The 13,876-nt window shown below is 58.9% G+C and carries 14 protein-coding genes; 2 read left to right on the top strand and 12 right to left on the bottom strand.

All coding sequences use genetic code 11. The features are described 5' to 3' along the window. Positions 1–7: 7 nt before the first annotated feature. The 3 genes from H8F21_RS21860 to H8F21_RS21850 are packed head-to-tail and all read right to left on the bottom strand — an operon-like array spanning position 8 to position 1,400. Complete coding sequence (locus tag H8F21_RS21860; protein WP_203585296.1) at positions 8–517, bottom strand: hypothetical protein; 510 nt, start codon at positions 515–517, stop codon at positions 8–10. After that, on the bottom strand, positions 514–1,185 hold the full coding sequence (locus tag H8F21_RS21855; RefSeq protein ID WP_203585295.1) for a PilW family protein: 672 nt from the start codon (positions 1,183–1,185) through the stop codon (positions 514–516). Before H8F21_RS21855 ends, H8F21_RS21860 begins: the two co-directional genes overlap by 4 nt. Continuing rightward, positions 1,182–1,400, bottom strand: coding sequence for a prepilin-type N-terminal cleavage/methylation domain-containing protein (locus H8F21_RS21850; protein WP_268963090.1), 219 nt, complete (start codon positions 1,398–1,400; stop codon positions 1,182–1,184). The genes H8F21_RS21855 and H8F21_RS21850 overlap by 4 nt, the downstream gene beginning before the upstream one ends. A gap of 141 nt (positions 1,401–1,541) precedes the next feature. Between H8F21_RS21850 and H8F21_RS21845 the strand changes: the two genes are divergently transcribed. Then, on the top strand, positions 1,542–2,021 hold the full coding sequence (locus tag H8F21_RS21845) for a GspH/FimT family pseudopilin (protein WP_236043163.1): 480 nt from the start codon (positions 1,542–1,544) through the stop codon (positions 2,019–2,021). On the opposite strand, the gene ispH is transcribed toward H8F21_RS21845, so the two are convergent. From ispH to murJ, 6 genes are all read right to left on the bottom strand, one after another. Beyond that, a complete protein-coding gene (gene ispH, locus H8F21_RS21840; protein ID WP_203479384.1) occupies positions 2,010–2,957 on the bottom strand; it encodes a 4-hydroxy-3-methylbut-2-enyl diphosphate reductase in 948 nt (315 codons plus the stop codon). The two genes, H8F21_RS21845 and ispH, sit on opposite strands and share 12 nt — an antisense overlap. Positions 2,958–2,971: 14 nt before the next feature. Further along, positions 2,972–3,409 (bottom strand): FKBP-type peptidyl-prolyl cis-trans isomerase, encoded by a 438-nt coding sequence (gene fkpB, locus H8F21_RS21835; protein WP_203585294.1) that lies wholly within the window; start codon positions 3,407–3,409, stop codon positions 2,972–2,974. Further along, on the bottom strand, positions 3,402–3,917 hold the full coding sequence (lspA, locus tag H8F21_RS21830) for a signal peptidase II (RefSeq protein ID WP_203479383.1): 516 nt from the start codon (positions 3,915–3,917) through the stop codon (positions 3,402–3,404). The genes fkpB and lspA overlap by 8 nt, the downstream gene beginning before the upstream one ends. Continuing rightward, positions 3,910–6,741: an isoleucine--tRNA ligase gene (gene ileS, locus H8F21_RS21825; RefSeq protein ID WP_203479382.1), complete on the bottom strand. Its 2,832-nt coding sequence runs from the start codon at positions 6,739–6,741 to the stop codon at positions 3,910–3,912. The genes lspA and ileS overlap by 8 nt, the downstream gene beginning before the upstream one ends. After that, a complete protein-coding gene (gene ribF / locus H8F21_RS21820; RefSeq protein ID WP_203543655.1) occupies positions 6,738–7,688 on the bottom strand; it encodes a bifunctional riboflavin kinase/FAD synthetase in 951 nt (316 codons plus the stop codon). Before ribF ends, ileS begins: the two co-directional genes overlap by 4 nt. Before the next feature lie 118 nt (positions 7,689–7,806). After that, positions 7,807–9,345 (bottom strand): murein biosynthesis integral membrane protein MurJ, encoded by a 1,539-nt coding sequence (murJ, locus tag H8F21_RS21815; RefSeq protein WP_203543648.1) that lies wholly within the window; start codon positions 9,343–9,345, stop codon positions 7,807–7,809. 251 nt (positions 9,346–9,596) lie between these two features. Between murJ and rpsT the strand changes: the two genes are divergently transcribed. Then, entirely contained in the window at positions 9,597–9,875 is a 279-nt protein-coding gene (gene rpsT, locus H8F21_RS21810; RefSeq protein WP_136474478.1) for a 30S ribosomal protein S20, read from the top strand. A gap of 158 nt (positions 9,876–10,033) precedes the next feature. Here rpsT and H8F21_RS21805 read toward each other — a convergent pair whose 3' ends face one another. From H8F21_RS21805 to H8F21_RS21795, 3 genes are read right to left on the bottom strand one after another with little or no spacing between them, the layout of a single operon-like run. After that, positions 10,034–12,334: a PqiB family protein gene (locus H8F21_RS21805; protein WP_203479379.1), complete on the bottom strand. Its 2,301-nt coding sequence runs from the start codon at positions 12,332–12,334 to the stop codon at positions 10,034–10,036. Then, complete coding sequence (locus H8F21_RS21800) at positions 12,327–12,950, bottom strand: paraquat-inducible protein A (protein ID WP_203479378.1); 624 nt, start codon at positions 12,948–12,950, stop codon at positions 12,327–12,329. The genes H8F21_RS21805 and H8F21_RS21800 overlap by 8 nt, the downstream gene beginning before the upstream one ends. After that, positions 12,937–13,596 carry a paraquat-inducible protein A gene (locus tag H8F21_RS21795; protein WP_203585293.1) on the bottom strand — a complete coding sequence of 220 codons (660 nt, stop codon included), beginning with the start codon at positions 13,594–13,596 and terminating at the stop codon, positions 12,937–12,939. Before H8F21_RS21795 ends, H8F21_RS21800 begins: the two co-directional genes overlap by 14 nt. Between the last annotated feature and the right edge of the window lie 280 nt (positions 13,597–13,876).

Here is a 13,876-nt window from a genome sequence, read left to right as displayed (position 1 = left end):
TTGCTCCTCAATAGACCTGACGCCAGTAGATGCGTCGCCATGGCTGCGGTGCTGGGCCGACAGGCTGCGCAATCACGCTCTCCATCACGCTGCGCGCCGTGCCGAGGCGACTTACCGCAGTGACTCGATACAGGTTTGCCTCCAGCCCTTGTGGCATCTGCCTGGCCTTGGTACTTCGCCCCAGTGACTGAACCAGATAGAAACCACCCGTCGCCGCCTGCCAGTTCAACCCTGAACTCTCCCCCTGCCCCACATACACACCGCTTGAGGTGACGTTGCCAGCTTCGGGTGGTGGCAAGCAAAACGCACACGCTGGCCATGCCTGTACGTGTAGCCTGGACTCCCCCAACTGCAGCACCTGATGGCTCTGCTGGAAAGCTTTCAGGGTACTCAGCAGATTGCGCGACATTCGCTGCTGCTGAATCGCACTGCCCATGGCCGACAATCCGAGCAGGCCCAGCAACAGCATCAGCGTCAGGCTGAGCAATAGAACGAGGCCGCGCTGTCTGGATTTCATAGCAGGTCTACCGGATTACCCAGGGCAACGCTGACGCGATAGGTTTGCGGCCTGACGCGTTGCTGTGGGTCGGTCAAGGTCAAGCTCAGGCGCACGCCTGAGACTGCCAGGGTGCTGGTTCTGAGCAGTTCAAGCTGCAACTCACTAACGCCCTCTACCAGCACGCCGTTGCTCGCCGCGCTGCGCAGGCGAAGCTGGTCTGCTACCAGGCGGTACTCCTGGCGTCGGATGGGTATCGCAAACTGCCCGTCTGCCGGTTTTTTTGCCCCAGCGTGCACCATCGCGTGGGTGACGCAGTCAGTGAGCAGCGTCCAGTCAGGCTCGCCGCTGGTATACACGCTTTCGGCACTTATCAAGCTCAAGCGCAGCAGGCGACCCTGCGCATCACGGCTGACGTGTAGCGGTTGGGCAAATGCTTGTGCCGCCAAGGGATCGAGAAAATCGACAGCGTCGTAACGCAGACAACCGAAAGCCCCTGCCATACGAATGCTTTGGGTCAATCGTTGCAGGGCCAGGCGTCCATCCTCCTGCATTTGCGCAGCCGCCATTTGAGCCTGCCAGGACTGGCTCGCGGCGATGAACAGGCGACTGGCAGCGAGTAACAACAGCATTCCCAGGCTCAGCGCCAGCAACACCTCGAGCATGCTAAAGCCCGACTGCCTGCTCACAACCCCGCTTTCTCGCCAAGCTGCAGGCCATCTGCCCGGGCCTGCTCCTGCAGCGCGTGCTCACCATACGCAGTCTGGGTAGTGCGCAAGGCACTTTCAGTGGCCTGCAATGCGCGCAGTTGCAATCCGGCAGCCGTAAACAAGCCCATCCCGAGCACGACGATTGCCAGTAATACTTCTATCAGCGTCATTCCTTGTTGCTGCCAGCGATCCATGGCCAACCTCCCGAGATTTTTCCACCGCCCCCTGCCAACCCAGCTGACTGGACGCCAGCAAGGCGAGCCCTGAACCTACAGCGAAGCACTTCCAGGGAGGAATGCACGGTGAGGCAACAGGGCGTAACACTGATACAAATTTTGTTCGCATCGGCCCTGCTGGGGCTGCTTACACAGGTTGGGGTTCCGGCCTACAGCGCGATGAGCGCCGGGCTACAACGGCAGATGGTCGCCACAGACCTGGCCCAAGCCTTGCGCACGGCGCGCAGTGAAGCGCTGCTGCGCAATAGCGTGGTGCGCCTGCAAGCGCTGGGATCAGACTGGAGTCAGGGCTGGAGGATGGTGGTTGAGCACGACAGCCCGCAGTTACTGCAGCAATGGCATGGCAATGAACGCGTGATTGTCGTCGGCAACCAGCCGGTGGCCCGGCAAGTGAGCTTCAGTGGCCTGGGCGTGCCGCTATTGGATAACGGCGCCTTCCAGGCCGGGACGTTGCATGTGTGCCAACGTCCCGAAGCACTGAGTCACTATCAGGTGGTGCTGTCACGCAGCGGAAGAGTCAGCCTGCGTGATGCGCTGAGCGAGCAGCCGCTTTGCGCGGCTGCGGGGTCAGATCAGTGAGCGAACGCGCAATTCCTTGGGCATCGAAAAGGTGATGTTCTCTTCGCGCCCATCCAGCTCTTCGGCCCCCGTTGCACCCCAGGCACGCAGTTGCTCGATCACGCCGCGCACCAGCACTTCAGGTGCGGAAGCACCGGCAGTGATGCCAATTCGCTCGACACCCTCAAACCAGCTTTTTTGCAGGTCTTCGGCGCCGTCGATCAGGTAGGCCGGCGTTGACATGCGCTCGGCAAGCTCGCGCAAGCGGTTGGAGTTGGAACTGTTGGGGCTGCCCACTACCAGCACCACATCGCATTCGTTGGCCAGTTGTTTGACCGCATCCTGGCGGTTCTGGGTGGCGTAGCAAATGTCGTCCTTGCGCGGGCCGCCGATGTTCGGGAAGCGTGCACGCAGGGCGTCGATAACCCGACCGGTGTCATCCATCGACAGCGTGGTCTGGGTAACGAACGCCAGCTTATCCGGGTTATTGACCTGCAACTGGGCAACATCTTCCTCGTCTTCGACCAGGTAGATCGCACCGCCATTGCTGGCGTCGTACTGGCCCATGGTGCCTTCGACTTCCGGATGGCCTTCGTGGCCGATCAGGATGCATTCGCGGCCGTCGCGGCTGTAGCGCGCTACCTCGATATGCACCTTGGTAACCAGTGGACAGGTCGCATCGAAAACCTTCAGGCCGCGCCCTGCTGCTTCCTGGCGCACAGCCTGGGAAACACCGTGGGCACTGAAGATGACGATGACGTCATCCGGAACCTGATCCAGTTCTTCGACGAAGATCGCCCCGCGTGCGCGCAGGTCTTCGACCACGAATTTGTTGTGCACCACTTCGTGACGTACGTAAATCGGTGGGCCGAAAACTTCCAGCGCGCGATTGACGATCTCAATCGCCCGGTCCACGCCCGCGCAGAAACCGCGGGGGTTGGCGAGTTTGATTTGCATGCTCGGCTCCGGGCTCAAAGCGCTGTGACTTCGAGGATTTGCACCTCGAAGTTCAGGGTTTTGCCGGCCAGTGGATGGTTGAAGTCGATGGTCACCTGGGCCTCATCGAATGCCTTGACCACACCTGGCAGCTCAGCATTGGCAGCATCGTTGAAGATCACCAGCAAACCTTCGGAAAGCACCATGTCGTTGAATTGCGACCGTGGAATGATCTGTACGTTCTGCGGGTTGGGCTGACCAAAAGCGTTTTCCGGCTGGACGGTAACGGTGCGCTTGTCACCGGCCTTGAAGCCGAAGATTGCCGCTTCAAAGCCCGGCAGCAGGTTGCCGTCGCCAACTTTGAACACAGCCGGCGATTTGTCGAACGTGCTATCGACGGTGTCGCCGTTTTCCAGATGCAGTGCGAAGTGCAATTTGACTTCGGTGTTCTGGCCTATGCGGGTCTCAGTCATGGACGGGTTCTCCGGACTTCTTGCTCTTGAACATATCCAGCGCAAGCATTACCGCACCCACGGTAATGGCGCTGTCGGCCACGTTGAAGGCCGGGAAGTAATAACGGTTCTGCCAGTGCACCAGGATGAAATCGACTACATGGCCCAACGCGATACGGTCATACAGGTTGCCCAGCGCGCCACCCAGCACCAGTGCCAGGGCTACGGCCAGCCAGGTCTCGTTGCGCCCCAGGCGCTTGAGCCAGACCACCAGCACTGCACTGACCACCAAGGCGATCAGGGCGAACAGCCAGCGCTGCCAGCCAGAGCTGTCAGCCAGGAAGCTGAACGCTGCACCGGTGTTGTAAGCCAGGGTCCAGCTGAAGTAGTCGGGAATGACCACGATCTGCTGGTACAAGCTCAGCGCGCCTTCGAAATAGAACTTGCTGGCCTGGTCAATGACCAGGACCAGCAGGCTCAACCATAGCCAGCCTAGGCGCCCGAAGCGCCCGACAGCAGGGTTAGGCATAGTGGCGCACCTCGCCCTTGCCGCTGATGTTGTCAGCGCAACGGGCACAGATTTCCGGATGTTCCGGGTTCGCGCCAACGTCGGCACGGAAGTGCCAGCAACGACCGCACTTGGTGTGCGCGGACTTGACCACTTTCAGCTTCAGGCCCGGTACTTCGGTCTCGACTGCATCGGCTGGCGCCTGAACGAATGGCGCAACGCTTGCAGCCGAGGTAATCAGCACGAAACGCAGCTCGTCACCCAGCTTGTTCAGGTCGGCGCTCAGGGCGTCGTCGGCGAACAAGGTCACTTCAGCTTGCAGGTTGCCACCGATGGCCTTGGCCGAACGCTGGTTCTCCAGTTCTTTGTTGACCGCAGTTTTCGCAGCCATCACGCGGTCCCAGTAGGCGCGACCCAGCTCGAAACCTTCCGGCAGCTCGGTCAGACCCTGATACCAGGTGTTGAGCATGACCGACTCGTTGCGCTCGCCTGGCAGGTACTGCCACAGTTCGTCAGCGGTGAAGGCCAGGATCGGCGCGATCCAGCGCACCAGCGCTTCGCTGATGTGGTAAAGCGCGGTCTGGCAGGAACGCCGGGCAACACTGTTGGCACCGGTGGTGTACTGACGGTCCTTGATGATGTCCAGGTAGAAGCCACCCAGCTCCTGCACGCAGAAGTTGTGGATCTTCGAGTAGACGTTCCAGAAGCGGTATTCGCCGTAGTGCTCTTCCAGCTCGCGCTGCAGCAACAGGGTACGGTCGACAGCCCAGCGATCCAGCGCCAGCATGTCTTCAGCTGGCAGCAGGTCACGAGCCGGGTCGAAGCCAGACAGGTTGGAGAGCAGGAACCGTGCGGTGTTGCGGATACGGCGGTAGGCATCGGCGCTGCGCTGCAGGATCTGCTCGGAAACAGCCATTTCGCCGGAGTAGTCGGTAGCCGAGACCCACAAGCGCAGAATGTCGGCACCCAAGGTGTCGTTGACCTTCTGCGGCTCGATGGTGTTACCCAGCGACTTGGACATTTTGCGGCCGTTCTCATCGACGGTGAAGCCGTGAGTGAGCAATTCGCGGTACGGCGCATGGTTGTCGATGGCGCAGCCGGTCAGCAGCGAGGAATGGAACCAGCCACGGTGCTGGTCGGAACCTTCCAGGTACAGGTCGGCACGCGGGCCGGTGTCGTGACCAATGCTGTGCGAGCCACGCAGTACGTGCCAGTGAGTGGTGCCGGAGTCGAACCAGACGTCGAGGGTGTCGCTGATTTTGTCGTACTGATCCGCTTCTTCGCCCAGCAGTTCGGCGGCGTCCAGCTTGAACCAGGCTTCGATGCCTTCTTGTTCGACGCGCTTGGCCACTTCTTCCATCAGCTCGACCGTGCGCGCGTGCAGCTCACCGGTTTGCTTGTTGAGGAAGAACGGAATCGGCACCCCCCAGTTTCGCTGGCGCGAGATGCACCAGTCTGGACGGTTGGCGATCATCGAATGCAGACGCGCCTGGCCCCAGGCCGGAACGAACTTGGTTTCTTCGATGGCTTTGACCGCACGCTTGCGCAGGGTGTCGCCATTGTCAGGCTGCTTGTCCATGCCCACGAACCATTGCGCCGTGGCGCGATAGATCAGCGGGGTCTTGTGGCGCCAGCAGTGCATGTAGCTGTGGCTGATGGTTTCGGTGTGCATCAGTGCACCGACTTCCGACAGCTTCTCGACGATGGCCGGGTTGGCCTTCCAGATAAACTGGCCGCCGAAGAACTCCAGCGTCGGCACATAAACGCCGTTGCTTTGCACTGGGGTCAGAATGTCGTCGTTGACCATGCCGTAGCGCTTGCAGGTAACGAAGTCGTCTTCACCGTAGGCAGGAGCCGAGTGAACCACGCCGGTACCGGCACCCAGCTCAACGTAATCAGCCAGGTAAACCGGCGACAGACGATCGTAGAACGGGTGGCGGAAGTTGATCAGTTCCAGCGCCGAGCCTGGAGCAGTGGCGATCACCGTACCTTCGAGCGCATAGCGCTTGAGGCACGACTCAACCAGCTCTTCAGCCAGAATCAGCAATCTGTCGCCAACATCGACCAGGGCATAGTTGAACTCCGGATGGACGTTCAGTGCCTGGTTGGCCGGGATGGTCCACGCAGTGGTGGTCCAGATCACGATGGCAGCGGGTTTTTCCAGCGAAGCCTGGCCGAACGCAGCAGCCAGTTTGGCTTCATCGGCCACCGGGAAGGCGACGTCGATGGTCTGCGATTTCTTGTCGGCGTATTCGACCTCGGCCTCGGCCAGGGCCGAACCGCAATCGAAGCACCAGTTCACGGGCTTGAGGCCCTTGAATACGAAGCCGTGCTTGACCATCTCGGCCAGGGCACGGATTTCACCGGCCTCGTTGGCAAAGTTCATGGTCTTGTACGGATTGTCCCACTCACCCAGCACACCCAGGCGGATGAACTCGGTCTTCTGCCCTTCGATCTGCTCGGCAGCGTACGCACGGCACAGCTCGCGGGTTTTGTCGGCAGTCAGGTGCTTGCCGTGGGTTACTTCAACCTTGTGCTCGATTGGCAGGCCGTGGCAGTCCCAACCCGGAACGTAAGGGGCATCAAAACCGGACAGGGTTTTGGAGCGGATAATCATGTCCTTGAGAATCTTGTTCAGCGCATGACCGATATGAATCTTGCCGTTGGCATAGGGCGGGCCGTCGTGCAGCACGAACTTCGGGCGATCCTTACCAATTTCACGCAGCTTCTGGTACAGGCCAATGCTGTCCCAGCGCTGCAGAATCTGCGGTTCGCGCTGTGGCAGGCCGGCCTTCATCGGGAAGGCTGTGTCCGGAAGGTTTAGCGTGGCTTTATAGTCGGTCATTTCAGGCTCTTCGTTAGCGGTTGAGCGTGCCAATGGGCACGTGCGGCGGCGATATCCGCATCGATCGCCGACTTCAGCGCCTCCAGGGAGGCGAAACGCTGCTCGTCGCGCAGCTTGTGGTGGAATTCCACCGTCAGGCGCCGGCCATAAAGATCGCCGGCATAATCCAGGAGATGCACTTCCAGGTGGGCACGGCCATCACCTGAAACGGTTGGCCGCACGCCGATGTTGGCGACACCTGGCCAAGCCTTGCCATCGAGTTCGACACTGACCAGATAGACACCGGTCAGCGGTACGCGATGACGCTTGAGCTGTATGTTGGCAGTCGGCGTGCCCAGTTGGCGCGCCAGTTTTTGCCCATGCAACACCGTACCGGTGATGCGGTACGGACGCCCGAGCAGTCGTTCGGCCAGGGGGAAATCCGCCTTGGCCAGCGCTTCACGCACTTGCGTGCTGCTCACCCGCATGCCATCGAGCTCGACGGTTTGCGCCGCTTCAACGGTGAAGCCCTGGCTCAGGCCCGCCTGTTGGAGAAACTCGAAGTCTCCGACGCGGTCGCAACCGAAGCGGAAATCGTCACCCACTTCCAGGTGCTTTACGCCCAGACCGTCGACCAGAATGGTATCGACGAACTCGGCGGCGCTGAGTTTGCTCAAACGCTGGTTGAAAGCCAGGCACAACACCCGGTCCACGCCTTCAGCAGCCAGCAGCGCGACCTTGTCACGCAGGCGGGCCAAGCGGGCCGGCGCGGAGTCCGGAGCAAAGTATTCGCGCGGCTGCGGCTCGAAAATCACCACGCAGCTGGGTACGCCCAGCTCTACCGCACGCTCACGCAGGCGCGCCAGGATTGCCTGGTGACCACGGTGAACACCGTCGAAGTTGCCAATAGTGGCGACACAGCCCCGGTGCAGGGGGCGCAGGTTTTGAAGGCCTCGAACCAGCTGCATAACGCGCTTCTTGCTCATAAAGTGGTCGATTATAACCACACCCGGGCGCTGGTGACAGGCAGCAGCGTAACCCCGAAGCATGGAATAGAAAAAACCGACGTCTGGCCGTGTTCGCGGCTCAATGCAGTGCCTTGCGGGCAAAGTCACGCGGGCGGAAGCCGAACACGAACAAACTGCCGAAATACGTCACCACGCCCGCCAGAATCAGCACGCCCAGGCGCAAAAAGCGCTCAAGCATCTGCCCTTCTGCCCAGGCCGGCATGAAATGCAACCCAACCAACAGCACTGCCGACATCAACAGCACTGCGGCCACCAACTTGGCCAGGAACTTGGCCCAGCCCGGTTGCGGCTCGAACAGATTCTGTTGACGCAACTTCCAGTACAACAAACCGGCGTTCAGACAGGCACCAAGGCTGATGGCCAACGCCAGGCCTGCGTGTTGCAGGTGCGTGATGAAAGCCAGGTTGAACAGCTGGGTGCAGACCAAGGTGAATATCGCGATCTTAACCGGCGTACGAATGTTCTGCTGGGCATAAAAGCCAGGAGCCAGCACTTTCACCAGAATGATCGCCAACAAACCGACCGAGTAAGCGATCAGGGCGCGCTGGGTCATGGCTGCGTCAAAGGCGGAGAACTTGCCGTACTGGAACAGCGCAACGGTCAATGGCTCAGCCAGAATCGCCATCGCCAGGGTACACGGAAGCACCAGCAGGAAACACAGGCGCAGGCCCCAGTCGAGGATTCGTGAATACTCGTGGCGATCACGGTTGGCGTAGGTTTTGGCCAGGGTTGGCAGCAGGATGGTACCCAGGGCCACGCCCAGCACCCCTGAGGGCAGTTCCATCAGGCGGTCGGCGTAATACATCCAGGACACCGAGCCTGCCACCAGGAACGAGGCGAAGATGGTATTGATGATCAACGAGATCTGGCTGACCGATACCCCAAGGATTGCCGGAAGCATCTGCTTGAGTACCCGCCATACCCCCGAGTCACGCAAATTCAGGCGCGGCAGCACCAGCATGCCAATCTTCTTGAGGTGCGGCAGTTGGTACAACAGTTGTGCCAGGCCACCCGCCAATACCCCCCAGGCCAGCGCCATGATCGGTGGGTCGAAGTACGGGGTGAGGAACACGGTGAAGGCAATCATCGCCACGTTCAGCAGGGTGGGCACAAACGCCGGCACCGAGAAACGGTTCCAGGTATTGAGGATCGCCCCGGCCAGCGATGAAAGCGAGATCAGCAGTATATAAGGGAAGGTGACGCGCAGAAGGTCGGTGGTCAGTTGGTATTTTTCACCGTCGTCTACAAAACCAGGCGCCGTAACCCATACCACCCAAGGCGCCGCCAGAATGCCCAGCGCGGTGACCAGGGCCAGCACCAGGGTCAGCAAGCCGCTGACATAGGCAATGAAGGTACGCGTCGCCTCCTCACCCTGCTGAGTCTTGTATTCGGCCAGAATTGGCACGAAAGCCTGGGAAAACGCTCCCTCGGCGAATATTCGTCGCAGCAGGTTGGGCAGTTTGAAGGCGATAAAGAAGGCGTCGGTGGCCACCCCTGCGCCGAACACTCGCGCCAGGATGGTATCGCGCACAAAGCCCAGCACCCGTGAAATCATGGTGATGGAGCTGACGGCGGCCAAGGATTTCAGAAGATTCATTGAAAGTTTTTTACGCCTAAAGATAAAGGGCTGTGCCGCAACGCGCGCAGTTGTGCGATACTCCGCGCCGCAACGCAAGCAGAGCAAAAGCTCCCGAGTTTACAGGTCGTGCCGCAGAAGGGAATCTCTCCCTTGTTCGGAACAACCACTCAGCGGATCCATGCAAGTGCCCTTGACAACCGATCAACTCATCGGCATGATTCGCGGCCTATTTTGTTTGCTATTTACCAAGTCTTTCGAGGAGCTCGACGGTGGCCAACTCACCTTCCGCCAAAAAACGTGCAAAACAGGCTGAGAAGCGTCGCAGCCACAACGCCAGCCTGCGTTCCATGGTTCGTACCTACATCAAGAATGTGGTTAAAGCCATTGACGCAAAAGACGCCGAAAAAGCGCAAGCTGCTTACATCCTGGCTGTTCCAGTTATCGACCGTATGGCCGATAAAGGTATCATCCACAAGAACAAGGCTGCTCGCCATAAAGGCCGTCTGAATGGCCACATCAAGGCACTGAAGCTCGCTGCAGCTGCCTAAGCGACACGCTTGTTAAAAAACCGACCCTAGGGTCGGTTTTTTGTTGCCTGCGATTTGGTATTTTCTGTTGGAGCATTACCAATGCCCCCTACCGAATCTTCGCCAACCGCTCCCGCAGTGATAATCCTGCGGAAGCGGGGGCCAACCATTAGCTGATATTACTTACCGATCTGAATCTTGGGCGCCCACTGCAGCCATTCATCTTCAGACTTATCAAACAATGCGAACGTCTGCTGCGGCCTGGCCGGATTACCCATCTTTTCCCCATCCGGTGTGGCGAAGGCTATGCCACCCTCGATAAGGGTCTCCAGAGACTCTGTACGCACCGTAGCGCCTTTGAATAAGCCAACCTCAAAGCCGAATCCACTGCTGTTCCAGAATCGGCTTCCGCCCCTTACCAGCGCGGCATAGCGCGGTTCGATAAGGATATGGATAAGCACCCGGTCCGCCGTTTGGCCCAGCTCGAAGCCTGTGACTTTGCCAACCGGGATCTCACGATAAGTAACTGGCACCCCTGGCTTGATCGAGCCACGACGCGGGGCACTGAGCACCAACGCCAAGCCCGCTTCACGCGCAGAGAAGTCCGGAGCCTGAGGTAGCGCATTGAACGTGGTCTGCGGCCCGAGACTCTTCGGCGCGGGCTGCACTTCCAAGTACTGCCCTGTCACCAGAGTTTCCAGGTTTGCAGTCTTGACGATGCCCAGAGCCGGTTTGACCACCCAGAATTGCGTACCTTCACGAGCGATTCGCTCTGGCACTTCGGTAATCCGCGCCTTGAGCAGAACAGCTTGCAGGTCACGGGTCAGATCAACCTGCTCGACTTTGCCGACATCCAGCCCCTTGAAGCGAATCGGCGTGCCTACCTTGAGGCCGTCTGCCCGCTCCACGCGAATAGTCACGGTGGTGCCACTGCGATTGGCTGCCTCCTGGTCCGGATGCAGGCGGAAACTAGGAATACGGCGCTTGAGCGGCACATCTGGCGTTGGCGTATCGAACGCAACACCGCCCGCCATCAGGCTCTGCAGCGACTCGCTCTTGATTTGCACGCCCGACAGGCCACCGGTAAGGGTGATACCGCTGGCATTCCAGAAACGCGTCGAGCCGTTGACCAGGTTGGCGTACTCCTTCTCGATATGCACACCGATCAACAGGCGTTTGCTCTTTTTAGAGAACTGGTAGCTCTGTACAGAGCCAACCTTGACTTGACGGTATAGCACCGGACTGCCCACCTCCAGCGAGCCCAGGTTGTCACTGAACAACACCAGATGCAGGCCCGGTGCTTTCAAATCGAGCGGCGGTGCTTTGGCCCGCGCTTCAAACTCGCGCTGCGGAGAGGCGCCCTTCTCCCCCGGACGTATGGCAATGTAGTTACCTTTAACCAATGCCTCCAGCCCCGTGATGCCCGCCAGGGAAATCGAAGGCTTGACCACCCAGAACTGGGTTCCGTCGACCAGATAGTCTTCGGCCAATGGGTCGAGGGTCAGTTCAGCCATTGCGCTGGTGAGATCGGCATCGACTTTCAGGGTTTTCAGCGAGCCGACCTGAATACCCTTGTACATGACCGGGGTACGACCAGCCTGCAGCCCTTCGAAATCGGCCAGCTTGACCTTGATGCGGATACCCGCCTGGGCAGCATCGAAGTCTTCGAACAGGCGAAACGGCAGGCTCGGGTCGGTTGCCGGGCTATCCTTGCGGTGTTCAGGTGTCGCGAATGCAATACCGCCGGCAACGATGCTAGCCAGCGACTCACTGCGTACTTTCACACCCGACAAATTAGCATCGATACTGATGCCGCTAGCGTTCCAGAAACGCGTGTGTTTGCGCACCAGATCGGCATAGGCCGGCTCGATGAACACCTTGATCTCCACCGTGCCCTGGTCATCGGCCAACCGGTAGCTTTTAACTTTACCGACCTGAATCTGCTTGTAGAACACCGGGCTATCGCGGTTGAGCGAACCCAATCGATCCGCCTTGAGGGTCAGGTGCAGCCCAGGCTCGCTATCCGACAGCGGTGGTGCTTCATCCAACGCCTTGAAGCGCTTGCTCGGCTCTCCCTTGCCTGGACTGATGGCAATGTAGTTGCCCGACACCAGCGTCTCAAGACCGGTGATACCGGCCAGGCTGACACTTGGCTTGACCAACCAGAAGCGTGTGCCACTGTTGAGGTGCAGCTCTGCTTCCTTGTTCATTTCAATGGTAGCTACTACACCGGTATTGCTGCCCTCGGCATCCAGTACCAGCTCTTTGACCTTACCCACCGACATGCCCTTGAAGACAACTTCGGTTTTATTGGCAACGATTCCCTCGCCACTTTCGAAGCGAACCTGAATGTTCACCCCCGCATCGCGGTAGGCCTGCCATCCAAGCCAACCGCCAATTACCAAGGCAATCAGGGGCAGTATCCATATAGCCGACCAGTTTGAAGCTGGGCGGGTTTTAGCCGTAGGCAAATCACTCATGGTCGTCATCCGACTCCGTGTTATCCCAAATCAGTCGGGGATCGAAAGTTACTGCAGCGAGCATCGTCAGGATCACCACACTGGCGAAGGCGACGGCGCCCAGATTGGCTTCGATACTGGCGATCCTGCCGAAATTCACCACCGCCACCAGAATGGCGATCACGAAGATGTCCAGCATCGACCAGCGTCCGATAAATTCAATGAAGCGATACATCAATATTCGCTGCCGCGCAGACAAAGGCTGCTTGCGCTGCACCGAATAAAGCAGCAGCCCAATACCCACCAATTTGAAGGTGGGCACCAGAATGCTGGCAATGAACACCACAGCCGCAATCGGCAACATGCCGAACTTAATCAGCGTAATGACACCCGACATGATGGTGTCCGGCTCGCCTTGCCCTAACGTGTTGACCGTCATGATCGGCAGTATGTTGGCCGGAATGTAGAGAATGGCCGAGGTGAGCAGCAACGCCCATGTACGGGTCAGGCTATTGGGCCTACGCGCATGCACAATTGCACCGCAGCGGGTGCAGGTTTGCGAATTACTGTCTGGCTCCTGACGATTAAGCTCGTGGCATTCACCACAAATTAAAATGCCGGCATCAATCGCACGCATGCAGATCTTCCCCCGATAACGCACTCCAGATCTGGTGAGGCGACATCACTACCTCCAACCACACCTGGATCAATAACAGACTGATAAAACAGGCAAGCCCAAGGCCGAGGCTAAGCTCTGCCAGGTCGACCAACTTGACCATCGCAACCAGCACGCCCATGAAGTACACCTCAAGCATGCCCCAATCACGCATGTGGTGATAAATCCGGTACAGCAACAAGCCATAACTGCGTCCGACGTTGAGGCGAATGCTCAATAACACCGCAAGTTGACATAGCAACTTGAGTAACGGGATGGCCATGCTGCAAAGAAACACAACGACCGCCACTTCGGGCATCCCGGTGTTGAACAGCCCCACCACGCCACTCCAGACCGTGTCGTCGGCACTCCGACCCAGTAGATGGAGTTGCATGATAGGTAGGAAATTCGCCGGTATATAGAGCAGCAACGCGGCGAGAACCAATGCCAGGCTACGCTGGACAACATTATGGCGATGAGCGAAAAGCTCGTAGCCGCAGCGCGGACAATGTGCTTTTTCATCCAGCTTTAGCGCAGGCTTGCGCATAAGCAGGTCACACTCGTGACACGCCACCAGTTGATCCAGAGGAAGGTCAACAAGTTGATGGGAATCGACAGGGTCAGACATAGTGAACTTCTGAGTCAACACAAGGCCGGTATTCTAACCGATACACGGTGCTGGGTTCGCGTGGTGAAATCAGCTAGGCGGCAGTCTTGTGGTTTACAAAGGGCAGGAATGAACTTGCCCGTCCTCGCGGGGTGTCAGGGCGAGGGTATTGCAGGGCACGCCCGCCGCCACAGTGGCGGGACTTTCGATCGCGGAAAAGACAAAACCCCTACCTGCATGCGCAGATAGGGGTTTCGGAATTTAATCTTGACGATGACCTACTCTCACATGGGGAAACCCC

Origin of the sequence: Pseudomonas arcuscaelestis, assembly GCF_016881005.1 — a bacterium.
GTDB lineage: Bacteria > Pseudomonadota > Gammaproteobacteria > Pseudomonadales > Pseudomonadaceae > Aquipseudomonas > Aquipseudomonas arcuscaelestis.
The sequence above is the reverse complement of the archived record's forward strand: the minus strand, read 5'-3'. Positions and strand labels throughout refer to the sequence as shown.

Bases quoted from the DNA above. Each gene is read 5' to 3' on its own strand.
- H8F21_RS21860 (WP_203585296.1), bottom strand. From the start codon at position 517: ATGAAATCCAGACAGCGCGGCCTCGTTCTATTGCTCAGCCTGACGCTG.
- H8F21_RS21850 (WP_268963090.1), bottom strand. From the start codon at position 1,400: ATGGATCGCTGGCAGCAACAAGGAATGACGCTGATAGAAGTATTACTG.
- ispH (WP_203479384.1), bottom strand. From the start codon at position 2,957: ATGCAAATCAAACTCGCCAACCCCCGCGGTTTCTGCGCGGGCGTGGAC.
- fkpB (WP_203585294.1), bottom strand. From the start codon at position 3,409: ATGACTGAGACCCGCATAGGCCAGAACACCGAAGTCAAATTGCACTTC.
- lspA (WP_203479383.1), bottom strand. From the start codon at position 3,917: ATGCCTAACCCTGCTGTCGGGCGCTTCGGGCGCCTAGGCTGGCTATGG.
- ileS (WP_203479382.1), bottom strand. From the start codon at position 6,741: ATGACCGACTATAAAGCCACGCTAAACCTTCCGGACACAGCCTTCCCG.
- ribF (WP_203543655.1), bottom strand. From the start codon at position 7,688: ATGCAGCTGGTTCGAGGCCTTCAAAACCTGCGCCCCCTGCACCGGGGC.
- murJ (WP_203543648.1), bottom strand. From the start codon at position 9,345: ATGAATCTTCTGAAATCCTTGGCCGCCGTCAGCTCCATCACCATGATT.
- H8F21_RS21805 (WP_203479379.1), bottom strand. From the start codon at position 12,334: ATGAGTGATTTGCCTACGGCTAAAACCCGCCCAGCTTCAAACTGGTCG.
- H8F21_RS21800 (WP_203479378.1), bottom strand. From the start codon at position 12,950: ATGCGTGCGATTGATGCCGGCATTTTAATTTGTGGTGAATGCCACGAG.
- H8F21_RS21795 (WP_203585293.1), bottom strand. From the start codon at position 13,596: ATGTCTGACCCTGTCGATTCCCATCAACTTGTTGACCTTCCTCTGGAT.